Origin of the sequence: Actinoplanes sp. TBRC 11911 (assembly GCF_012933445.1) — a bacterium.
GTDB lineage: Bacteria > Actinomycetota > Actinomycetes > Mycobacteriales > Micromonosporaceae > Actinoplanes.
Map to the genome: position 1 here is coordinate 1 of NZ_JABBNC010000041.1, position 21,489 is coordinate 21,489.

Consider the following 21,489-nt stretch of genomic DNA (forward strand, 5'->3'; position numbering starts at 1 on the left):
TAAGTATCCAAGGTCGCGAGAAAGTCCAGAATGTGGCCAGGATCGACCGCAATGTGGGAGCAGTGACAGATGGATGGCGCCAGGGCAGGGTCGTCGCGCTACGTGCGGTCGGCTCGTCCAGCGCTCGCAGGTTGCCCGCCGCCGGCGCCGCCCGGATGGGCCGGACGGTGGGCGTGGGGTGCGGCTCGCTGGGCTCGACCAGCACCTCGGTTCCTCCCCCGGCCTGGCACGGGAATAACCACGACCGATCCGGCCTCGGCCTCGGCCTCGGCCTCGGCCCCGGCCCCGGCCCCGGCCCCGGCCCCGGCCCCGGCCCCGGAGAGGTCTAGCAGTGATTAATCAAAGCTGGCTAGGAGGGGCGTAAGAGTTTCTCTGGCGTTTCGCGGGGATTTTTCGGGGGGCGAACTCTGGGGCGGAGGGTCGGTCGATGGCCGTGACCCGGTCATTTGGCACAACCCGAAAGGACCGTCACGTGGGGAAAGCCCGCACGACGTCACGTCTGCTCACGAGATCGATGGTCGCCGCCGCAGCGGTGGCCGCCGTTGGAATATCCGCGGGGGGAACGGCCTTCGCGGCAAGCGATCCGGCCGACGCCACGCCCGAGAACATCGTGCTCACCCCGGCCAAGCATGCCGACACCGCGCAGTCCTTCACCTGGCGTACCGGGTCGAAGGTCACCGGCGGGCAGGTGCACATCCGCAAGGCGGGCACGAAGAGCTGGCGCGTCGTCAACGCGAAGCTCAACGAAGAACTCGTCAGCGCCGGCGTTCCCACCCGCACGCACTCGGCGACCATCGACGAGCTGAAGCCCGGCACACGGTACGAGTACTACGTGGGTAACGCCGCCGAGGCCAGCCGCACGTACACGTTCACCACGGCGGGGGCGGCCGGTGACCCGTTCTCGTTCATCTACTTCGGGGACGCGCAGAACGACATCGCGGAGAAGTGGAGCCCGGTCGTCACGCAGGCGTTCCAGCGATTCCCGGACGCCGTCGGCACCGTCAACGCCGGTGACCTGGTGGATGTGGGCAGCGACGACAGCGAGTGGACCGAATGGTTCGGCGCGATGAACGGCTACAGCCAGACCCGCAACGTCATCGCCGCGCCCGGCAACCACGAGTTCAAGGACAACAGCTTCCTGAAGCAGTGGAAGTCGAACTTCGAGTTCCCCGGCGACGGGCCGGTCGCCGCCACCAAGGCGGCCAAGGGCATGACCGACGGCGAGAAGCAGACGGCCGCCTACGAGGCGCAGATGCAGATCGCCCTCGACGAGACCGCCTATTACACCGATTACCAGGGCGTACGCTTCATCTCCCTGAACGCGAGCCGCTCCGAAGCTATCCCGCTGTTCACCCCGGCCAACCTACCCGAGTGCCACGTCGCGTGCCCGAACCCGACCGAGCTATGGCTCACCATGCAGCGCCAGTGGCTCGACGCGGCGCTCCGGAACAACCCGAACAAGTGGGCCGTCGCCGTCTTCCACCAGCCGGTCTTCTCGGCCGCCGAGGGTCGTGACGAGGCCGACCTGCGCGCGGCGTGGCTGCCCGTCTTCGAGCGGGACGACATCGACCTGGTCCTCATGGGTCACGACCACAACTACGTCCGCGGTTACGTGGACGCCGACAAGACCAACAAGCCTGGCGTGACGACCGGACCGGTCTACACCGTGGCGGTGTCCGGGCCCAAGTACTACGAGCCGGCCCCGGCGGACGACAACACGTGGACGCAGAACGGTGCCACCCAGGTCACCAGCGCCGCGCATACGTCGACCTTCCAGGGCATCACCGTGTCGAAGGACCAGATCCACTACGAGTCGGTCGTGGCGGGCAAGTGGGACGGCCAGTCGACGACGGACGTCCCGGTGGGCGGCACGCTCGACGCCTTCACCATCACCAAGTACGACGACGGTGAGAAGTACGTGACCGAGGCCGGCAAGCCGGTGCCGGCGCCGAAGAGCACCGGCAAGGTCAGCCCGCGGCGCACGGCCGACGAGGTCGACGCGCAGGAACCGGCGGAAGTGCGGCTCGGTCACTCCGTCGCCGGAACGCTCGGTGGGCCGACCGTGGCGCAGCCGGGACCGACGACCGTGAACCCGACCACGGGCGCCGTCTATCTCGCCGACGGAACCGGCACCGGCAAGGGCCGGGTCGAGGCGCTCGACCCGGCAACCGGCAAGGTCACCGGCTCGTTCGAGGCGGGCGCGCCGATCAAGGACCTGTCGTATGACGCGGCCTTCAACGGTGTCCTGGTCGTTTACCAGGACGGCCGGATCGCGTCGTTCGTCGTCACACCGGGCCACTTCGGCGACCCGTACATCCCGCCGATCCCCACCGGCCTGCCGGTTGTCTCGACGCAGTACGACGCGTACACCGGGCAGGTCTTCCTGGCCACGGCGGACGGCAAGGTCGTGTGGCTAGACGAGAACTTCCAGCCCGTCGGTCAGGCGAACATCGGTGCCGGGCTGTCCGCGATCCGGCTGGACGACGCCACCGGCGTCCTGTACGTGGCATACGGCAACGGGCTGCGGTTGTACGAGACGCGGAACGGCATGAAGGAGCTGGCCGAGTACAAACTGGACGCTGGCGTCGGCGCCCTCGACGTGGACACGAACAGCGGTATCGCCTATGTCGGGCACACCACCGGCGGGCTGTCCATCGTCGACCTGGTCCGGGGCAAGGTGACGAGCCTGGAAAAGGGTAAGCCGGTCGCCGGCGTGGGCGTCGACCCGCGGCGGGGCATGATCTACCTGGCGGGCGGGACCAAGGCGAGCGGGACCACAAAAAGCGGAACCACAAAAAGCGGAACCACGGCGAGCGCGACCAAGGTGACCGTCGTCGGCCGCGACCAGGCTCCGGCCATCGACGCCTCGCCGGTTTCGAAGATCGCCGTCGCCGGGGACACCGTGACCTTCGACGCCGCCGCGCACGCCTTCCCCGCCCCGAGCGTGAGCTGGGAGAAGCGGGAGCGCAACGGCAAGTGGGTGGAGATCCGGCACGCTGACGGGAACGTCCTCAAGGTTTCCGCCACGCAGGAGGGGGACGGCACGCAATACCGAGCCGTCTACCGCAACGTGATCGACGGGAAGCGCTACTCGACCCACAGCGCCTCGGCGACGCTGCGGGTCGTCCCGAAGCGGGGACACGGGGCGTAACCACTCACGCACGTCGCCGTGGTGGGCCGAGCGTTCTGGGCGCCCCGCGCCCTGCTCGGCCCGCCGCGGCCCTCGGCGGGAGCAGCGAACCGCACCACCCACCCCGCTACGACATGGGGTTTTAGAAGGCTTCCTCGGGGATGTCCATGATGTCCAGCGTGGTGTTCTCGATGATGCGGCGGTCGGCGCCGACCCGGGGCAGCACCTCGCGGGCGAAGAACTTCGCGGCCGCGACCTTGCCCTCGTAGAAGTGCTTGTCGGAGACGGAGACGTCGGTGCCCAGGGCGCGCAGTGCGACCTCGGCCTGGCGCAGCAGCAGCCACGAGATGATGACGTCGCCGGCCGCGAGGAGGATGCGGCGCGAGGTCAGGCCGATCCGGTAGAGGTCGCGGTTGTCGCCGGTCAGCCAGGTCATGATGGTGCCCAGGATCTGCTGTAACTCGGCTAACGCCTTGCCTAACGCTAAGCGCTCCTCCTTGAGCTGGCCGTTGCCGGCGTCGCTCTCCGCGAAGGCCTGGATCTCGCCGGCGATCACGCCGAGGGCGCGGCCACGGTTCTTCACGATCTTGCGGAAGATGAGGTCCAGGGCCTGGATCGCGGTCGTGCCCTCGTAGAGGGTGTCAATCTTCGCGTCTCGGACGTACTGCTCGATCGGGTAGTCCTGGAGGAAGCCGGAGCCGCCGAAGGTCTGCAGCGACTCGTGGCCGAGCATCTCGTACGCGCGTTCCGAGCCGACCCCCTTGACCAGCGGAAGCAGCAGGTCGTTGACCTGGTTGGCGGCCGCGGCCGCGTCGGCGTCACCGGCCGCCTGGGCCATCGCGACCTTGTCCTGCCAGGTGGATGTGTACGCCACGAGGGCGCGCAGGCCTTCCGCGTACGCCTTCTGGAGCATCAGCGAGCGGCGGACATCCGGGTGATGGGTGATCGTGACCCGGGGCGCGTTCTTGTCGCTGTTCTGCAGGAGGTCGGCGCCCTGGACGCGGTTCTTCGCGTAGTCCAGCGCGTTCAGGTAGCCGGTCGAGAGCGTCGCGATCGCCTTGGTGCCGACCATCATGCGGGCCGACTCGATGATCATGAACATCTGGCGGATGCCCTGGTGAACCTCGCCCAGCAGCCAGCCCGTCGCGGGGGTGCCGTGCTCGCCGAAGGTGACCTCGCACGTGTTCGAGACCTTCAGGCCCATCTTGTGCTCGACGTTGGTGGCGTAGACGCCGTTGCGGTCGCCGAGCTCGCCGGACTCCGGGTCGAAGTGGTACTTCGGCACGATAAAGAGTGATAGGCCCTTGGTGCCCGGGCCGCCCGCACCCTCCACACCGACCGGCCGCGCCAGCACGTAGTGGATGATGTTGTCGGTCAGGTCGTGCTCACCCGAGGTGATGAAGCGCTTGACGCCCTCCAGGTGCCACGAGCCGTCCGGCTGCGCGATCGCCCGGGTGCGGCCGGCGCCGACGTCCGAGCCGGCGTCCGGCTCGGTGAGGACCATGGTCGAACCCCAGCCCTTGTCGACGAAGAGCTTGGCCCAGCGCTTCTGCTCCTCGGTGCCCTCCTCCTGGATGACCTTGGCGAACAGCGGGCCGGACGAATACATCCAGACCGGGGCGTTGGCGCCGAGCACGTTCTCGGCGAGGGCCCACCAGAGGGCTCGGGGGGCGAGCGTGCCGCCCAGCTCGGGCGGCAGGTCGAGACGCCAGAACTCGGCGTTGATCCACTGCTCGTAGGACTTCTTGAACGCCCCCGGCAGCGGGGCGGTGAAGGTCGCCGGGTCGAACACCGGCGGGTTGCGGTCGGCTTCCTCGTAGCTCGCCGCGAGGTCCTCGGTCGCGAGGCGGTTCACCTCGGCGAGCACGTCGCGTGCGGTGTCGGCATCGATGTCCTCGTACGGCGCCTGGCCGAACGCCTGATCAGCCCCGAAGACCTCGAACAGGTTGAACTGGAGGTCCCGAAGGTTGCTCTTGTAGTGAGTCATGGTGCTGGCCCCGCTCTCCGGCAACGCGAGTTACTCGTCAGTAACTCCCACTGTATTACCCATCGGTAGGGCGGTACAACCTCGAAATATTTTGATCGCAAACAACCAAGTTGCGGGAGTGGTCCGCCGGTTGGCACATCAAACGCCGCCGATCAGGTAGGCAGCAGGATGGCCGTTCGGCTATTTGCGAGCTCCCATGAGGTCGCGGACGTATCGGCGCGTCAGAAGGCTCGTTGCTCCCGATAAGTAGCAAGCAATGAAGCCGCCAAAGGGGGCGCGCCATGTTCGCGACGATCAAGAACCTCATTCCGGAGCCCCGCCAGGCGAATCAGCCGCGTCACTACGTCGGACGCCACCGCCGGCTCGAGCTGCCGCCGGTACCGGTGTCGCCGGCGCCCGCTCCGGCGCCCGCCGAGGAAGAAGCGGCGGTCTAGCTGCCGGCCGCGCCGACTTCCCAGCTGGGCATGGGCGCGGTCGAGCCGTCGCCCGGTCCCGTGTACTCCAGCAGGACCAGCGCGATGTCGTCCTCGAGATGACCGTGCACCCAGTCGACCAGCGCCGTTTCCAGAGACGCCAGCCCGTCGCCGACCGTGCCGTGCCCGAGCAGCCGCCACGCCCGATCGGCGGTCGGGAAGAACTCGCCGTCGCGGCGCGCCTCGCCCAGCCCATCGGTGAACAGCAGGAGCCGATCGCCGGGCTCGAGCCGCTCGACGCGCGCCTTCACCTCCGGCATGAAGCCCAGCGGCGGTGCCGGCGCCGGCGGTTCCAGCGGAATCACCTTGCCACGGCGCAGCAGCAGCGGGGCCGGATGTCCACAGTTGACGATGGTGAGCGTGCCGCCGCGCTCCTCGACCAGGGCCGCGGTCACGAAATCCTCGTCGCCGACGCTGCGGGCGACCGCGCGGTCCAGGTCGGTGACCATTTGCCGCAGATCAGCCCGTTCGTACGCCACGTGGCGGTACGACCCGAGCACGATGCTGGCCAGGCGCACCGCGTCCAGCCCCTTGCCGCGCACGTCACCGATGATGATGCGGACGCCGTACGGGGTGTCCAGCGCCTCGTAGAGATCCCCGCCGATGTCCGCGGCCGCCGTCGCGGAAATGTACCGCCCGGACACCGCGAGCGCCCCGACCCGCGGCCCCACCGGACGCAGCACCGCCTGCTGGGCCACCGCCGCGAGCCGCTGCAGCTCGGCGATCCGGTCGGCCTGACGCTGCCGGATCGTCGCGACGGTGGCCGCGATGCCGGTAGCCAGCAGGATCCCGACGATGTTGACCAGGCCGGACATGCCGAGCGAGCCGTCCGCGGCGACGAAGACCATGCCGACCGCGGTGGCGAGCACCCCGGCCACGATCACCGTCTGCCAGAACGCGAACACCGCGGCCAGGAACGGCACCGCGGTGAAGACCCCCACATATTCAGCGCTCGGGCCCTGCGCCAGCTCCACCGCCGACACGACCGCGAGCAGCACGAGGGCCGCGCCGAGACCGGCGCGGGATCCAGGGCTCAGCGGGCGTCGGCCCGACGGAAGAGTTTGCATGGCTACGCGGAACAGCATGCCCGATCCAGTGCTCCGGCGGCATCAACTTGACCCGTAGTCTGAGCAGGTTCTGACCACGTGGCCACGCCCGGCCAACAAGCCGATGACAGGATGTCGGAGTGGCAGCCGATCTGCGTGACCGCCTTCGGGCGGGATTCCGGTGGACCGATCCGGGCGGTGGCAGCGAATATCTGGTGAGCAACAGGTCCGGTTGGTGGCGGGATCCGCTGATCCTTTCCGGACTCGGGGACGGCCTCGCCGACCTCTTCCGCGCCGCCCGCCCGACCGTCGTGGTGTCGCCCGAGGTGACCGGCTTCCTGGTCGGGCCGCTGGTCGCGCGGGCACTGGGCGCGGGCTTCGTGGAGGCGTACCGGGCGGGTGCCCGGCGCCCGATCGCGGAGGCGATGAGCTGGGCCGAGGTCCCCGAGGATCATCGCGGTGACAAACAATTCCTGGGTGTACGCCAAGGCCTCGTGACCCCCCACGACCGGGTGCTCGTGGTGGACGACTGGGCGGCCACCGGGGCGCAGGCCAGAGCGCTGCGCGGGCTGTTCGGCGAGGCTTACGTGGGCACCGCGGTGATCGTCGACGAGACCCCCGGTGAGGTGGGCCGCGAACTGATCATTCGCGGCCTTCTCGACGGCGATGACCTCACACCTTCAGATGGTCCTTGAGGCTGCCGCGACGCGGGTTCCAGCCGACCGCCTGGTATTCCGCGACGCCGGCGGTCACGTACGGGTCGTCGGCGAAGATCTCCAGGGCCCGGGCCTCGCTGTCCACGTCGATCAGGACCACCCCGCCGACCGGGGGATCCTGCCGGCCGGCGAGCAGCACCAGCCCCTGTGCCTCGAGACCGTCCAGAAAGGCGTAATGGTCGTCGCGCGCGCCGTCGACCTCTTCTAACGACTTCACGTACTTGGAGATCATCAGGTACATGTGGCGCTCCTCTACGGCGGCGAGTAGTCCGCAATCGTACGATTCATTTATGAACGACATCGGACGCTACGGCATCTGGGTGCCCGCCCGCCTCTGGCCCGCCAACGCGGGTGAGGTCGCGGCGGCGGCGCAGGAGCTGGAGTCTCTCGGCTACGGCACGATCTGGCTGGGGTCCAGCCCGCCGGACGACCTGGAGCTGCCCGAGGCTGTTCTCGCCGCCACCTCGAGGCTGACCGTCGGGACCAGCATCGTCGACATCTGGCGCAGCAACGGCGCCCGGCTGGCGGCCAGCCACATGCGGATCCGCCGGCACTTCCCGGGCCGGTTCTTCCTGGGGGTGGGATCCGGGCACGCGCCGGCCGCGGAGGCGCTCGGCCAGATGTACGTGCGTCCGTTAAGCCGGCTGCGCGATTTCGTCAGCGACAAGCTGCACGAGGTGCCGCAGGAAGAACGGCTGATCGCGGCGCTGGGCCCGCGGGCGCTGGACGCGGCGCGCGAGCTCACCGCGGGCGCGCTGCCCTATCTGATGCCGCCCGCGCACACCGCCGACTCGCGCACGGCACTCGGGCCGGACCGTCTGCTGGTCGTCGAGCAGAAGGTCTTCATGGGTACGGACCCGGCCCAGGCGCGCGAGGTCGCCCGCCGCCGGCTGCGGAGCTATCTGGCGCTGCCCAACTACACCAACGCCCTCAAAAAGTACGGAATGTCGGATTCCGACCTGACCGGCGACGGAAGTGACCGGTTTGTCGACTCGGCCGTGGTCTGGGGCGACGACCAGGCGGTGCGGGCCGGGATTGACGCGCATCTCGCGGCCGGGGCCGATCAGGTGGCGATCCAGGCGCTGTCCGCGGACCCGACCGATCAGTTGCCCCGCGACGAGTGGCGGCGGCTGGCCTCGATCCTCTTCTGAGACCTGCCCGGTCGGCCGATTCCGCGCCAACCCGCGCAAATCGTACATTTCAGGAATGTTGCTGCAGGTCATCGCGCGTCCGGACGCCCAGTTGATCGCCGCCGCCGCACGTGACAGCCGGCGGGCCGAGCTGATGGCGGCCCGCATCGCCGGCTGGGCGCTGATCGGGGCGTCGGTGGTGCTGGGCGATCCGCTGAACTACCCGTTGCTGCTGGCCGGGATCGTGGTCGCGCTGCTGCTGCCGGTGCTCTGGGTCGGTCTCGCGGTGCGGTCCTCGTCGGCCGAGCCGGAGACGACCTACGAGATCACCGACGCCGGGGTGGCCCACTCGACTGTGCACAGTCGCCACGCGTACACCTGGGAAACCTTGAGCCGGGTCACCAAGCTGCCGGGTCAGGTGGTCTTCGGGGTGGGCGGCGGCAGATTTCTGCCGATGCCCACCGCCGGCCTGACCGCCTGGCAGGTCGAGGAAGTGCTGAGCGCGGCGTCCACCGCCGGGTTACCGGTACGCCGCGCTCTCTGACCCCGTCCACTCAGGAAATCTGGTTGATCCGCACCATGTTTCCGGCGGGATCGCGGAAGGCGCAGTCGCGGACGCCCCACGGCTGGTCGGTCGGCTCCTGGACCACGTCGGCGCCGGCCGCCTGCACCTGCTCGAACGCGGCGTTCACGTCGGCGGCCGCGAGCACGATCGTCGCGTAGCTGCCCTTGGCCATCATCTCGGCGATCGTGCGCCGCTCGTCGTCGGTCAGCCCCGGATCGGCCGTCGGCGGGGACAGCACGATCGAGGTCTGCGGCTGGCTCTTCGGCCCGACCGTGATCCAGCGCATGGTGCCCTTGCCGACGTCGTTGCGCACCTCGAAGTCGAGCGCGTCGCGATAGAAGGCCAGGGAGCTGTCCGGGTCGTCGGCCGGCAGGAAGGTGGTGTGAATGATGAGATCCATGCAGCTCACGTTAGGTGAGCCGGACGGCGGGCGCTTCTCGATTCCGGACCGGCCGGGTGACCTGCTTGACCACGCACCCCGGCAGCCCCTTGGCGTCGTCCTGGGCCTCCTTGCGGTACGCGCTCGGTGACATGCCGACCAGCTCGGAGAACCGGGTGCTGAAGGTGCCGAGCGACGAGCACCCGACCGCGAAGCACACGTCGGTGACCGAGAGATCCCCGCGGCGCAGCAGGGTCATGGCCCGCTCGATGCGCCGGGTCATCAGGTAGCTGTACGGCGATTCCCCGTACGCGGCGCGGAACGCTCGGCTGAGATGCCCGGCGGACAGATGCACACCGCGGGCGAGCGCCTCGACGTCGAGCGGCTGCGCATAGTCGCGATCGATCCGGTCGCGGACGCGGCGCAGCAGCTTGAGTTCCCTGAGTCGCGCGTCACTCGCATCCTCCACCGCTCCAGCGTAGGCCATCTCGCCTTCACTTTCGATGCCGTTTGATTACCCTCCGCGTTTTTGCTTTCTTTCCCGGTCAACCGTTCAGTATTCGTTCGTAACCGTGCATATGAACTGCACTGAGAGCGTCTCTTCGGTTTCGACAATCGATCCGGGAAGGGACCGTAATGTCCAACACCCCCGGTGACGGTAACTCTCCGTCACAGCAGACTCGGCGTGGTTTCCTGCGTAACGCGGCCCTGGCCGGCGGCGCGGCGGCCGCCCTCGGCACGGTCGGCGCGTCCGCGCTCGGCACTCCCGCGTTCGCCGCGGCCGACGCCAAGACCGGAACGTGGAGCCCCGATCCGGACTCCCAGCAGTTCACCCTGGCGATCATGCCGGACACGCAGTACCAGTTCTGGGGCAGCCAGGACAGCGTGGACGCGGCGCCGCTGGAGGCGTCCCTGCGCTACCTCATCAACGCCAGCTCGGACCAGAACAACAACGTCGTGTTCATGGCCCACCTCGGCGACATGACGCAGGACGCCGACCCGACATCGTTCAAGGCGGTCGGCAAGGCGTTCAAGGTGCTGGACAACCACGGCGTGGCGTACAGCGTGCTGGCCGGGAACCACGACGTCACCGGCGACGACAGCCGCGGTGACTCGGCGTACCTGCAGACCATGGGCCCGCAGCGGTTCAAGGGCAACGCGTCGTTTGTGGCCTCGGACCCGTCGGGCTACAACACCGCGCACAAGTTCCAGGCCGCCGGGAAGACGTGGATGGTGCTCGCCCTCGACTGGCGGACCACCGACGCGGGCTTCGCCTGGGCCAACGACATGATCAAGGCGCATCCGAAGTGGCCGGTCATCGTCACCACCCACGAGCTCGTCGGCCCGACGTACGGTGACGAGGTCTTCCCGTACAAGTACGGCGACCCGGACGACAACGCGGCGTTCTCGGCGTACGGCAACACGGTCTGGGACAAGCTGATCAACGACAATGACCAGATCTTCCTGACCGTCAACGGCCACTTCTGGCCGACCGGGCGTACGACTCGCCAGAACGCCAAGGGCAACGACGTCTACTCGCACATCGCGAACTACCAGAACCGCTACTACGGCGGCGGCGCGATGATGCGGCTGTACCACTTCGACCTGGCCCGCAACACGATCGACGTCGAGACGGTCAACCCGTGGGTCGAGTCGAAGGCCCCGGAGGACCGCAACGAGCTGGACAACCAGATCGCGCGGGTCAGCTTCCCGACCGACGTCTTCTCGATGCCGATCGACTTCGAGCAGCGGTTCGCCAGCTTCATCCCGCCGGCGGTCCGGCCTGCCCGGCCGGCCAGCAAGGAGCTCGTCAAGGGCACGCTGGCGTACTGGCGCTTCGACGGCCTGGGCGCGGACGGCACCTCGCTCACCGCGGGCCAGAAGGTCCGCGACCAGTCCGGCAAGGGCAACGACCTGACCGTGGTCGTCCCGACCGGCACCGCCGCCGACACCCTGACCTGGTCCGCCGACCACCACCCCGACCAGCCCGGGCACGCGAGCCTCAAGTTCGCCGGCGGCCGGAACCCGGTGCACGGCGCGTACCTGACGACCGTGGACAACGCGCCGCTGAACGCCGAGACGTTCACCTCCGGGTACACGATCGAAGCGTTCGTGATGATCCCGGCGGACTGGAACTCCGGCAACAACGGCAACGCGTCGATGCTCAGCCGCGGCGGCTCGGCGGGCGAGGCCGGCAAGTCCGGGAAGAACACCAACGTGAACGAGCCGCTGGCCCAGCTGAACATCACGAACAACGGCCGCGAAGTTCAGTGGAACCACTACCCGACCAACACCACCTACCCGACGACCAACTGGAGCCACGGCCTGCCCGAGCTGCAGTGGCACCACATCGCGGTGGTCAACGACGGCCAGTTCTCGAAGCTGTACGTCGCGGGCAGCCTGGTCCAGGACAACCCCAATCGGGTGTCGATCGGCGTGACGTCGCTCAACCGCCCCTGGCTGTTCGGCGCGCACACCAACAAGGGCACCGTCGACGTCGTCTTCCACGGCAACGTCGGCGACGTGCGGATCGTGAACCGGGCACTGACCATCGACGAGTTCATGACCAAGAAGTAGGTAGGGCTTTCCTCCGTCTCCTGGCCCCGGCCCACCCGCCGGGCCCGGGAGACCCACCAAGAAACGCCACGGAAGGCCTTCACGACGGACAGTTAACGCGTTAGTCTTCGCGTTAAGGGCTGAACCGGTGCATGTGCCCGGCGTAGGCACTTTCCGCCCCCCAGCTCAGCTGGGGGGCCTTTTCATGCCTCACGCACGACAATCCCCGGAGTCCCTCCGCTGAAGCGGTTGGTTTCGGTTCGGATGGCCGCGCCGATCTCGTGCCACATCCCCTGAGGGCAAACCGTGGCGATGTTTCGCCCAGGAGCGACGGTATTGCGAAACGCCGCGTAGGCGACCAGGTCCGCCAGCTGTATGAAATAGGAGTGATCCGATCGCCGGGGCACCGGGTCGTCGATAAGCTTCTTGGCTGCGTTGACCAACGATCCCGCACCATACATGCTTCCCGCCGTGAGATATCGACGCGCGCGGCGCACCAGTTTCCTGATCTGCAGGTCCTCGCCCTCATCGTGCATGATCATGAATGGCTGTCGCCCGTAGAAGCTTGCCCGCTCCAGGCGTTGCAGAAGAGTCTCCCAAGCCAGGTCGAAGACCGCGGCGGGCTGAGCGATGGTGTTGCGCTTGTCGATGACAACCCCGAATACCCTAGCTCCAAGATCCGTCAAGACTCTCATGTGAGCCCTGTAGATGACGTTACGAGCGGCCGGCGCGAGCCCCAGATCGCGGATCGGACCTCCATTGCGGAGCAGATAATTTGCCTTGAGCTCCACACGCATGGGTATACCGAACTTATCCCTGACCCGACGGCGAAACATAAGAAGATCGTTGAACGACTCGGGCCACGCCTGGGAGTTAACAAGAACGCATCCCAGGCTGTAAGTCAATGAGCCGCCCTGATCAATATCACCGGTGTTCCCCGACTCGTCGATGTAGGCAATGAGCACCGGACATCCTTCGATCGCGCGTGACAATAGCGCTTATCTATACCGCGCGTCGCACCACTTTGGATAGCCGCCGCTCGTGTCATTTACTCCGGCCAGATCGCAGGGCTTTCGAGGAGGCGGCGGACGTCGGCGGCCTCGCCCCAGGAGAGGGTGAAGCCGGAGCCGCCGTGGCCGTAGCAGGCGACGACCGGGCGGGGACGGGCCGGTAACAGCTCCAGGCGCACGTGGGGGCGGGCCGGGCGGAGGCCCGCGGCTCGTGAGACCACCGGCAAGCCGCGCAAGGCCGGCACCAAAGCGGTCGCCCGGGCCAGGATCGCGGCTTCGACGTCGCCGTGCGGGTGCTCATCCCAGGAATGGGGCTCGTCGGTGCCGCCGCACACGATGTCTTCGTCTCGAGGGACCACGTACGTCAGGCCAGCCGGGTTGTCGTCGTCCAGGACGAAGTCGGTCAGGCCGGGATTTGCCAGGCGGACGACCTGGCCGCGCACCGGGTGCAGGCCGGGGTCGCCGCCGACCAGGGCCGCCGACCCCAAGCCCGCGGCCACCACCACCGCGTCGGCGTCGGTCACGTCATCTATTGCGGACACTGAACGGCTCTCGAGGCGTACCCCCCGATCGTCCAGCTGCTTGCGTAACCATCCTAAATAGACACCCGTGACAATAAGCGGCAAGTCACACCGTACGCCACTCGCGCCGTCCGGCACTCCGGAAACAACCGGCACACCGGAAATATACGAAAAATCAGGGGCGGCCGTACGTGCGAGCACCGTCCCCGACCGCATCCGAACCCCGGTAGCGGGATCGTCCGCCAACGCCACCAACCGCTGGAACGTCGTCGCCGCGGCGGCCATCACCCGGTCGGTACGGCCCACGCCGTACGGGAACCAGATCGCCGCCGCCACCGACGAGACCGACGCTCGATGATCGCGGTCGGAAATCACCGTGACCTCGTGTCCGTGCGTCGCGAGCTCGTGTGCCACGGTCATCCCGATGACGCCACTACCGATGATCGATACGCGCATGAAACACCCCTCTCCCCGGCATCATCCCCCGATGTCGAGGAAAACGTTGTCGATCTCGCCCGCGAACTGGTCGTCTCGATCCCCGGCGCTCTTGCCGCCGACGCGCAGCGGCTCGTCGCTCGCGATCGACAGCCGCGGCGGCACCGGCACCCACGCCTTCACCACCCCGTCCACCGACATGGACAGTCGCTCGTTGGAGCGCTCGCAGGCGAGGTCGTGCCACCTTCCGTCGGCCACGTCCAGCCACGGCTCGGCCCGGTAGCGGCGCCCCTGGTTGGCCAGCACGCAACTGGGATGCCCCAGGGAATGGTCGACCTGCAGCTTGAACTGGCCCATCTCCCCCACGGAGTAGCCCTTCTGCAGCACGTTCGCCCCGTCGGCGAGGTCGGCGTGCGTCATCCGGATCGACGCGCCGTAGCGCAGCGGCCGCCGGCCCGGGTTCAGGCTGTCGTCCCGTACGCCCTGGAGAATGGCCGTCGGGCAGTCCCGGGCACGGGCCATCCGGCACCGGTCCGGGAAGCCGAGAGCGAAGCCGTGGCCCTTACGCACCAGGCGAAGGGCGCCGCCGTTGTGCCCCAGGGCCTGCAGCTGGTAGCGCCCGGCCACGTCCGCGATCGGCCGGTGGATCCCATCGTCGAATGTGTACCGCACGCTGACCGGCCGGGTGGCGACACCGACGTCGCCCGGCGGTGTCGAGACCGGGACCTCACTGGTGGGCAGCATCCCCGGGGCCGCCGGGATGGGTTTGGCGTCGAAGCCGAGTCCGACCGCGAGCACGACGACTCCGGTCAGCAGGAGCACCCACCGATTACCTGACATAGGGTAATTGTCCGAAAAAATCCTGGACACCCTGGCACCACACCACGCCGGGTCAACGATTGCACCCGCCAGCGGTCACCCGACCGTACGAGCCCCGGCCGGCATGATCGGATGTCCCGCCTCCCCGACCACCGCGTGGATCACGTCGTCCAGGGTGATCACGCCGAGCGGCCGCCCGCCGTCGCTGACCAGCACGATGTGCAGCGTGTCGCGCCGCATCGTCAGCAGCAGGTCCGCGAGGGTCCGATCGGGCGACACCGACACCAGCGGCCGGATGATCTCGGGCGGCATCGGCAGGGCGCGACGCTCCGACGAGTACCCCAGGATGTCCTTGACGTGCACAAAGCCCAGCACCTGCCCGCTCTCGCCGCGGACCACCGGGAAGCGGGACCGGCCGCTGCGCGTGGACAGCGCCTCGATCGTGGCCGGAGTCGCGTCGTCCGCCACCGTGGTGACGCCGGACCACGGGCGCAGGATGTCGGCGGCGGTGCGGTCGTTGAGACCCAGCGCGGCGTGGATCCGGGCGTACTGTTCGGTGCCGAGCAGGCCCTCGCTACGCGCCTGGGTGACCATGCCGGCCAGTTCCTCGGCGGTGAACACCGTCTTGACCGCGTCGGTGGCTTCGACCTTCCACAGCTTGAGCACCGTCCGGGCGGCCCAGCGCATCGCGTTGAGCAGCGGCTTGGTCGCCGTGCAGAACGCCAGCATGAACGGGCCCAGCCAGAGCGCCGCGCGTTCCGGCCCGGCCAGCGTGATGTTCTTCGGCACCATCTCGCCGATCACCGTGTGCAGGAAGACCACGATGACCAGGGCCAGCACGAACGCGACCGGGTGCACCGCGTTCTCCGGCAGGCCCAGCGAGTCGAACGGGCCTTCCAGCACGTGGGCCAGTGCCGGTTCGGCGAGCGCACCGATCGCCAGCGAGCAGATCGTGATGCCGAGTTGCGCGCCGGCGATCATGATGGGGATCTGGTTCATCGCGGACAACGCCCACCGGGCACGCTTGGAGGTGGCGGCGAGCGGTTCCAGCGCCGTACGCCTCGACGCGATCAACGCGAACTCACCACCGACGAAGACGCCGTTGCCGATCAGCAGCAGGATCGTCACCAGGATTTTAGTCATCGGCCGGCTCCTGCGGCGCGACCACGCGCACCTCTTCGACGCGGTGCCGGTCGACCTCGATCACGGTGAACGTCCACCCGTCCGCGGTCACCGACTCGCCCGCCTTGGGGATGTGGCCGAGCCGTGCGAGCAGGAAACCGGCCAGCGTCTCGTACGGGCCCTCGGGCAGTTGAAAGCCGGTCTGCTCGATCAGCTCGTCCTCGCGGAGCAGGCCGTCCACCACGAACGTCTTCCGGCCGCCGGGCGCGATCAACTCGCCGGTGCTCGACGCCTCCTCCTCGTCGTACTCGTCGGTGATCTCGCCGACCAGCTCCTCGATCAGGTCCTCGACGGTGACCACGCCGTCCGTGCCGCCGTACTCGTCGACGACGATGGCCAGGTCGGCGTCCGCCTCCCGCAACGCCGCCAGCACCCGGTCCAGGCCGAGGCTTTCCGGCACCGACACCGGTTCCCGGGCGATGACCGAAACCTCTGTTCCCGTACGCCTGTCCGGCGCCACACCCAGCGCGTCGGGCACTCCGGCCACCCCGATGACGAGGTCGATCGTGTTCTCGTACACGGGAAAGCGGGTGTGTCCGGTCTCCCGGGCGACCTCGATGAGATCGGCGACGCTGGCCGTGGTCTTGAGCCCGACCACGTCGACGCGGGGGGTCATCGCCTCGGCCGCGCGTTTCTCGCCGAAGCGGATCGTGCGGCGCATCAGCGTGGCCGTCTCGTCCGGCAACGCGCCGGCCCGGGCACTGATCGCGGCGAGTAAACCGAGCTCCTCCGGCGAGCGGGCGCTGGCCAGCTCCTCCTGCGGTTCCACCCCGATCCGGCGGACCAGCCAGTTCGCCGAGCCGTTCAGCACCGCGATCAGCCACTTGAACAGCCGGGTGAAGCGGCGCAGGAACGGAGCGGTGGCCAGCGCGCTGCGCATCGGGCGGGCCAGCGCCGCGTTCTTCGGCACCAGCTCGCCGAACAGCATCGAGACCAGCGTCGCGACGATCAGCGCCAGCGCATGCGTGATGCCTTCGCTGGCGTCACCCGCGATCGGCTCCACGATCGGGTCGAACAGCTTCGACAGGGCCGGCTCGGCCAGATAGCCGGTGAGCAGGGCGGTCACCGTGATGCCGAGCTGCGTGCCGGAGAGCTGGAAGGAGAGCTCGTGCAGGGCGTGCCGCACCGTGGCGGCCCGGCGATCGCCGGCGTCCGCCCGCCTGTCGATCTCCGCCCGGTCGACGGTGACCAGCCCGAACTCGGCGGCCACAAAGAACGCGTTGCCCGCCGTCAGCAGCGCGAAAGCCGCCAACGGGAGCACCGCGGTCAGGAACAGGCCGTCCATGATCGCTTCACCTCGGCACTCATTCTGCCGGACCGCCCGTGCGCCGCCTCCTAGACCTCCTGTTTCAAGGAACGCAGCAGAACCGTCGCGACGTCGACGACCTCGACGTTCTCCTGCTCGCCCTTGCCGGTGACGCCGTCACCGATCATGGTGGAGCAGAACGGGCAGCCGACCGCGATCGTCTTCGCACCGGTCGCCAGCGCCTCCTCGGTGCGCTCGACGTTGATCCGCTTGCCGATCTTCTCTTCCATCCACATCCGGGCGCCGCCGGCCCCGCAGCAGAAGGAACGCTCCTGGTTGCGCGGCATCTCGACGAGGTTGCCGACGGCCTGGCCGAGCACCTCGCGCGGCGCGTCGAACACCCGGTTGTGCCGGCCCAGGTAGCAGGGGTCGTGGTACGTCACATCGCCCTCGATCGGCTGGACCGGGGTGAGCTTGCCCTGCTGAACCAGGTGCGAGAGCAGCTGGGTGTGGTGCACGACCTCGACCTTGAGGCCGAGCTGCTCGTACTCGTTGCCGAGCGTGTTGAAGCAGTGCGGGCAGCTGGCGACGATCTTCTTGACCTTCGCCTCCTGCAGCGTCTCGACGTTCTGCTGGGCCAGCATCTGGAAGACGAACTCGTTGCCGATGCGGCGGGCCGGGTCGCCGGTGCAGGTCTCGCCCTCACCCAGGATCGCGAAGTCGACGCCGGCCTCGTGCAGCAGCGTCGCCACCGCGCGAGTGGTCTTCTTCGCCCGGTCCTCGAACGCGCCGGCGCAGCCCACCCAGAACAGGTACTCGAAGTCCTCGGTCTCGCCGGCCCTCTTGATCTCGAAGTCGAGACCCTTGGTCCAGTCCTCGCGGGTGTTCTGCGGCGCGCCCCACGGGTTGCCCTTGTTCTCCAGGTTGCGCAGCATCACGCCGGCCTCGGACGGGAAGCTCGACTCGATCAGCACCTGGTAGCGGCGCATGTCGACGATCGCGTCGACGTGCTCGATGTCGACCGGGCACTGCTCGACACACGCACCACACGTGGTGCAGGACCAGAGCACGTCCGGGTCGATGACGCCGTTCTCCTCGGCCGTCCCGATCAGCGGTCGATCCGCCTCGGCCAGGGCGAGCACGTCCATGTGCGCGAGCTGAGCCGCGGTGGCGCGCTCCTCGCCGGTCAGATCCTTACCGCCGCCGCCGAGCAGGTACGGGGCCTTGGCGTACGCGTGATCGCGCAGTGACATCACGAGGAGCTTGGGCGACAACGGCTTGGCAGTGTTCCACGCCGGGCACTGCGACTGGCAGCGACCGCACTCGGTGCAGGTGGAGAAGTCGAGCAGACCCTTCCAGCTGAACTGCTCGACCTGAGCGACGCCGAACTGGTCCTTCTCCGGGTCGGCCTCCTCGAAGTCGAGGGGCTTGCCGCCGCTCATCATCGGCCGCAGCGCGCCCAGACCCGAGCCGGCCGGCTTCTCCGGACTGCGCTTGAAGAAGATGTTGAAGAACGCGAGGAAGCGGTGCCACGCCACGCCCATGGTCGGGTTCAGCGCGATGGTGATCAGCCAGCCCATCGAGATGAGCAGCTTGACGAGGGCGACCCAGGTGGGACCGTCGCTCGCCGCCGGGAGCAGCGAGCCGACGCCGTGGCTGAGCGGAGTCGCCCAGACCGGGAAGTCGAACGTGTCGTTGGCGACCTTGAACCCGCGGATCAGGAAGCCGCAGATCAGGACGCCGACGATGACGAACTCGACGAAGTACGCCTGCCACATGGTCGAGCCGAGGAACCGGCTGCGATTCTGCCTGCCTGGCTTGGACCGCTGCCGGACGAAGACCAGGTAGAGGATGCCGAGCAGGCCGAGGATGCCGATCCACTCGGTGACGAAGCCGTAGACCACCCAGTGCCCGATCAGCGGCAGCTCACCCGTCGGGCTGACGACCTCGAAGTACGCCTCGAGGACCAGCAGGAACAGGATCATGAAGGAGGTCATCACGAACCAGTGGGCGGCACCGATCGCGCTCCACTTGAGCATCCGCGTGTGGCCGAAGATCTCCTTGAGCATCGTCGCGGTGCGCGTGCCCTTGGCCGAGAAGCGCTCCGGATCGGGTTGGCCCTGCCGGATCACCGCCGTGATGGTCAGCACCGCCCGCACCGCGAGGACCACGGCCGTGATCGTCACGGCGCCGGCCAGAACGGTGGCGACTATCTGCGGGATGCCCATGCGTTGTGCCTCCTCGATCGGCGCTCCGCCGCTATGTTACTCACCAGTAATCGACGGACGCACCTGAGCGCTGCGCTGTGTTACGTATAGCTGAGAGCGCACCCCGCTTCAGCGCGGGATGCGCTCTGAGTGAAGAACGGCTCAGTGCTGGGCTAGCGCCACTTCGACAGGATGGCGAGGGAGCCGACCATGCAACCGAAGCCGATCGCGAGGTTCCAATACCGCCAGGCCTCGACCGGGTACTGCTGCGAGGACAGGTAATACACGACCAACCAGGCGATGCCGACGACGATGAGGCCCACCGCGGTGATCGGCAGCCACGTCGGACTAGGTTTCTTGGACGCCGCGGCAGCCGCCGGGCGGATGTCCGTCGGCGGGGTGTAGACCTTCTTCTTGCGAACCTGAGACTTCGGCACGGTGCTCTCCTGAAGGGCAACAAGTGGTGAACAACCCACCTCTGAGCGGCTCGGGTGATCCCTTTTGCTGCCCGTGGCGAATACTGTTCGACAGCTAGCGTAGTCAAGGCGGCGCGCAGTGACGCACCCGCCAGGCGAAGAAAATGCCGGAGCGCGGCATTCGGGGAGGACAAGTCAGTGGAATACACCACCGGCGCGCCCTCGTGGCGGCTCGTGTTGCGGCGCGCACTGCGTGCTGTGATACCGCGCCGGCGCATCCGGCGGACGCGCGGATGGGCGGTCGGGGTTCCGCTGATCGCGCTGGCGGCGGGCCTGCTTTTCACCACCTCGGCGAGGACCGCTGACGGTACGCAGTTGCGCGATGACCGACGGCCCCAGCTCGCCCAGCTCATTCAGGACAAGCGGGTACGCCTCGACGCGCGCGAGCAGACGGCGGCGAAACTTCGCAACGAGGTCGATCAGGACACGGCCCAGCTCGCCGAAGTGGACCAGCCGGTGAAGGAGGCTCGCGAACGGGCCGACACGTTACGGGCTCCGGCCGGCTTCACGGCGCTGCAGGGCCCGGGCGTCACCGTCACTCTCAACGACTCGCCTCGGCGGCGCAGCGAGTTCGGCGCCGAGAACGCGCCCGACAACGACGATCTGGTCGTCCACCAGGGTGATGTTCAGGCGGTGGTCAACGCACTCTGGGCTGGTGGGGCCGAGGCAATGTCGATCATGGATGTCCGCGTGATCTCCACGAGCGCGGTACGCTGTGTCGGCAACACGCTGCTCCTTCACGGCCAGGTTTTCTCCCCGCCCTTCAAGATCACTGCGATTGGCGAACCCACAGCGATGCATCGCGCGTTGGAAACCGCGGACGGGGTCCAGCAGTTCCGCGATGCGGTCGCCGACTTCGGCCTTGGTTATACCGAAACCGTCGAGAGGAACGTGACAGTGCGGGCGTACGACGGCTCGAGCGACCTCCGATCCGCGCGGGTTGCCAACTGATGGCGGGCGAGAACACTCCGACGTCGGGCGGCGGTTCGGGGCGGCACCGCGCACCCGACGGGGATGCTCAGACGGCTTACATCCCGCGCATCACCGACGCCTCCCCGGATGGCGTGCCGGGCGGGCCGCTGGCGCCTCCCGTGGGGCTCGGCGCCGCGACTGTCCCATCCGCACCGTCCGCAGCCGCACCCGCACCCGCACCAACGGGCGCTGTGGCCGCGTCGCCCGCAGCCGCTCCCGGGGTGCCTGGCACTGTTCCCGGGTCGCCCAGCGTTACGCCGACATCGCCGGGAGTCGTTCCCGCGCCGGCCGGTGGCGCCGCTCCACAGCCTGGGGTCGTTACGCAGCCTGGGGTCGTTACGCAGCCTGGGGTCGCTGCCCAGCCTGGGGTCGTTACGCAGCCTGGGGTTGCTGCGCCGCCTGGGGTTGCTGCGCCGCCTGGGGTTGCTGCGCCGCCGCCCATGGCTGGTGCCGCAACGCCCGGGGCCGCCCAGCCTCGGCCAGGGGCCGCCCCGGCGCCGTTTCCCGCCGCAGCGGGCCCGTCAGGTGCCGTTCCGGCCGCCTTCCCGGCTCCGGCCGCCTCTGGGCCCGATCCCGCGGCCTTCCCAGCCCCTGCCGGCCCGACTGCCACGGCGCCCGGTTCCGCTCCTGCCGGGTTCC

19 protein-coding genes are annotated in these 21,489 nt (G+C 68.4%); 7 read left to right on the forward strand and 12 right to left on the reverse strand.

The window, feature by feature from the left end; translation table 11 throughout:
• Positions 1-472 precede the first annotated feature (472 nt).
• Entirely contained in the window at positions 473-3,151 is a 2,679-nt protein-coding gene (locus HH310_RS36935) for a fibronectin type III domain-containing protein (protein ID WP_211193094.1), read from the forward strand.
• Positions 3,152-3,272: 121 nt separating this feature from the next.
• On the opposite strand, the gene HH310_RS36940 is transcribed toward HH310_RS36935, so the two are convergent.
• Positions 3,273-5,117, reverse strand: coding sequence for an acyl-CoA dehydrogenase (locus HH310_RS36940; RefSeq protein ID WP_169180391.1), 1,845 nt, complete (start codon positions 5,115-5,117; stop codon positions 3,273-3,275).
• Between the two features lie 281 nt (positions 5,118-5,398).
• Between HH310_RS36940 and HH310_RS36945 the strand changes: the two genes are divergently transcribed.
• Positions 5,399-5,551 (forward strand): hypothetical protein, encoded by a 153-nt coding sequence (locus HH310_RS36945; protein ID WP_169180392.1) that lies wholly within the window; start codon positions 5,399-5,401, stop codon positions 5,549-5,551.
• Here the strand turns inward: HH310_RS36945 and HH310_RS36950 are convergent.
• Entirely contained in the window at positions 5,548-6,675 is a 1,128-nt protein-coding gene (locus tag HH310_RS36950; protein WP_169180393.1) for a PP2C family protein-serine/threonine phosphatase, read from the reverse strand. The two genes, HH310_RS36945 and HH310_RS36950, sit on opposite strands and share 4 nt — an antisense overlap.
• 101 nt (positions 6,676-6,776) lie before the next feature.
• On the opposite strand from HH310_RS36950, the gene HH310_RS36955 reads away from it, so the two are divergent.
• Positions 6,777-7,331 carry a phosphoribosyltransferase gene (locus HH310_RS36955; protein WP_169180394.1) on the forward strand — a complete coding sequence of 185 codons (555 nt, stop codon included), beginning with the start codon at positions 6,777-6,779 and terminating at the stop codon, positions 7,329-7,331.
• Here the strand turns inward: HH310_RS36955 and HH310_RS36960 are convergent.
• Positions 7,309-7,593, reverse strand: a complete 285-nt coding sequence (locus tag HH310_RS36960) for a YciI family protein (RefSeq protein ID WP_169180395.1) — start codon at positions 7,591-7,593, stop codon at positions 7,309-7,311. The genes HH310_RS36955 and HH310_RS36960 overlap by 23 nt on opposite strands.
• Positions 7,594-7,642: 49 nt before the next feature.
• Here HH310_RS36960 and HH310_RS36965 point away from each other — a divergent pair, with 49 nt between their 5' ends.
• On the forward strand, positions 7,643-8,503 hold the full coding sequence (locus HH310_RS36965; protein ID WP_169180396.1) for a TIGR03620 family F420-dependent LLM class oxidoreductase: 861 nt from the start codon (positions 7,643-7,645) through the stop codon (positions 8,501-8,503).
• 55 nt (positions 8,504-8,558) lie between these two features.
• The gene (locus HH310_RS36970; protein ID WP_169180397.1) at positions 8,559-9,026 is read left to right on the forward strand and encodes a YcxB family protein; all 468 of its coding nucleotides are present in this window, start codon (positions 8,559-8,561) and stop codon (positions 9,024-9,026) included.
• A 10-nt stretch (positions 9,027-9,036) separates the two neighbouring features.
• Here the strand turns inward: HH310_RS36970 and HH310_RS36975 are convergent, their stop codons facing one another.
• Positions 9,037-9,447: a VOC family protein gene (locus HH310_RS36975; RefSeq protein WP_211193095.1), complete on the reverse strand. Its 411-nt coding sequence runs from the start codon at positions 9,445-9,447 to the stop codon at positions 9,037-9,039.
• Positions 9,448-9,457: 10 nt separating this feature from the next.
• Positions 9,458-9,913 carry a helix-turn-helix transcriptional regulator gene (locus HH310_RS36980; RefSeq protein WP_169180399.1) on the reverse strand — a complete coding sequence of 152 codons (456 nt, stop codon included), beginning with the start codon at positions 9,911-9,913 and terminating at the stop codon, positions 9,458-9,460.
• 149 nt (positions 9,914-10,062) lie between these two features.
• Between HH310_RS36980 and HH310_RS36985 the strand changes: the two genes are divergently transcribed.
• On the forward strand, positions 10,063-12,003 hold the full coding sequence (locus tag HH310_RS36985) for a LamG-like jellyroll fold domain-containing protein (protein WP_169180400.1): 1,941 nt from the start codon (positions 10,063-10,065) through the stop codon (positions 12,001-12,003).
• A gap of 182 nt (positions 12,004-12,185) precedes the next feature.
• On the opposite strand, the gene HH310_RS36990 is transcribed toward HH310_RS36985, so the two are convergent.
• The 7 genes from HH310_RS36990 to HH310_RS37020 all read right to left on the reverse strand — a co-directional run bounded on the left by HH310_RS36990 (position 12,186) and on the right by HH310_RS37020 (position 19,839).
• On the reverse strand, positions 12,186-12,947 hold the full coding sequence (locus tag HH310_RS36990) for a DUF3800 domain-containing protein (protein ID WP_169180401.1): 762 nt from the start codon (positions 12,945-12,947) through the stop codon (positions 12,186-12,188).
• 83 nt (positions 12,948-13,030) lie between these two features.
• Positions 13,031-13,969: an FAD-binding oxidoreductase gene (locus HH310_RS36995; RefSeq protein ID WP_169180402.1), complete on the reverse strand. Its 939-nt coding sequence runs from the start codon at positions 13,967-13,969 to the stop codon at positions 13,031-13,033.
• 21 nt (positions 13,970-13,990) lie between these two features.
• Positions 13,991-14,788, reverse strand: a complete 798-nt coding sequence (locus tag HH310_RS37000; RefSeq protein ID WP_248294796.1) for a LamG domain-containing protein — start codon at positions 14,786-14,788, stop codon at positions 13,991-13,993.
• Positions 14,789-14,863: 75 nt separating this feature from the next.
• Complete coding sequence (locus HH310_RS37005; RefSeq protein WP_169180403.1) at positions 14,864-15,910, reverse strand: hemolysin family protein; 1,047 nt, start codon at positions 15,908-15,910, stop codon at positions 14,864-14,866.
• Complete coding sequence (locus HH310_RS37010; protein WP_169180404.1) at positions 15,903-17,234, reverse strand: hemolysin family protein; 1,332 nt, start codon at positions 17,232-17,234, stop codon at positions 15,903-15,905. The genes HH310_RS37005 and HH310_RS37010 overlap by 8 nt, the downstream gene beginning before the upstream one ends.
• Positions 17,235-17,284: 50 nt before the next feature.
• On the reverse strand, positions 17,285-19,423 hold the full coding sequence (locus tag HH310_RS37015; protein WP_169180405.1) for a (Fe-S)-binding protein: 2,139 nt from the start codon (positions 19,421-19,423) through the stop codon (positions 17,285-17,287).
• 152 nt (positions 19,424-19,575) lie between these two features.
• Positions 19,576-19,839, reverse strand: a complete 264-nt coding sequence (locus HH310_RS37020) for a cell division protein CrgA (protein ID WP_169180406.1) — start codon at positions 19,837-19,839, stop codon at positions 19,576-19,578.
• Between the two features lie 177 nt (positions 19,840-20,016).
• Between HH310_RS37020 and HH310_RS37025 the strand changes: the two genes are divergently transcribed.
• Positions 20,017-20,829: a DUF881 domain-containing protein gene (locus HH310_RS37025; RefSeq protein ID WP_169180407.1), complete on the forward strand. Its 813-nt coding sequence runs from the start codon at positions 20,017-20,019 to the stop codon at positions 20,827-20,829.
• Positions 20,830-21,489: the final 660 nt, after the last annotated feature.

What these genes read in the sequence shown, in the direction of transcription:
- HH310_RS36970 (WP_169180397.1), top strand. Translation starts at nt 8,559, where the DNA reads ATGTTGCTGCAGGTCATCGCGCGTCCGGACGCCCAGTTGATCGCCGCC.
- HH310_RS36940 (WP_169180391.1), bottom strand. Translation starts at nt 5,117, where the DNA reads ATGACTCACTACAAGAGCAACCTTCGGGACCTCCAGTTCAACCTGTTC.
- HH310_RS36965 (WP_169180396.1), top strand. Translation starts at nt 7,643, where the DNA reads ATGAACGACATCGGACGCTACGGCATCTGGGTGCCCGCCCGCCTCTGG.
- HH310_RS37015 (WP_169180405.1), bottom strand. Translation starts at nt 19,423, where the DNA reads ATGGGCATCCCGCAGATAGTCGCCACCGTTCTGGCCGGCGCCGTGACG.
- HH310_RS36960 (WP_169180395.1), bottom strand. Translation starts at nt 7,593, where the DNA reads ATGTACCTGATGATCTCCAAGTACGTGAAGTCGTTAGAAGAGGTCGAC.
- HH310_RS36945 (WP_169180392.1), top strand. Translation starts at nt 5,399, where the DNA reads ATGTTCGCGACGATCAAGAACCTCATTCCGGAGCCCCGCCAGGCGAAT.
- HH310_RS36995 (WP_169180402.1), bottom strand. Translation starts at nt 13,969, where the DNA reads ATGCGCGTATCGATCATCGGTAGTGGCGTCATCGGGATGACCGTGGCA.
- HH310_RS37010 (WP_169180404.1), bottom strand. Translation starts at nt 17,234, where the DNA reads ATGGACGGCCTGTTCCTGACCGCGGTGCTCCCGTTGGCGGCTTTCGCG.
- HH310_RS37005 (WP_169180403.1), bottom strand. Translation starts at nt 15,910, where the DNA reads ATGACTAAAATCCTGGTGACGATCCTGCTGCTGATCGGCAACGGCGTC.
- HH310_RS36975 (WP_211193095.1), bottom strand. Translation starts at nt 9,447, where the DNA reads ATGGATCTCATCATTCACACCACCTTCCTGCCGGCCGACGACCCGGAC.
- HH310_RS36950 (WP_169180393.1), bottom strand. Translation starts at nt 6,675, where the DNA reads ATGCTGTTCCGCGTAGCCATGCAAACTCTTCCGTCGGGCCGACGCCCG.
- HH310_RS37000 (WP_248294796.1), bottom strand. Translation starts at nt 14,788, where the DNA reads ATGTCAGGTAATCGGTGGGTGCTCCTGCTGACCGGAGTCGTCGTGCTC.
- HH310_RS36985 (WP_169180400.1), top strand. Translation starts at nt 10,063, where the DNA reads ATGTCCAACACCCCCGGTGACGGTAACTCTCCGTCACAGCAGACTCGG.
- HH310_RS36980 (WP_169180399.1), bottom strand. Translation starts at nt 9,913, where the DNA reads ATGGCCTACGCTGGAGCGGTGGAGGATGCGAGTGACGCGCGACTCAGG.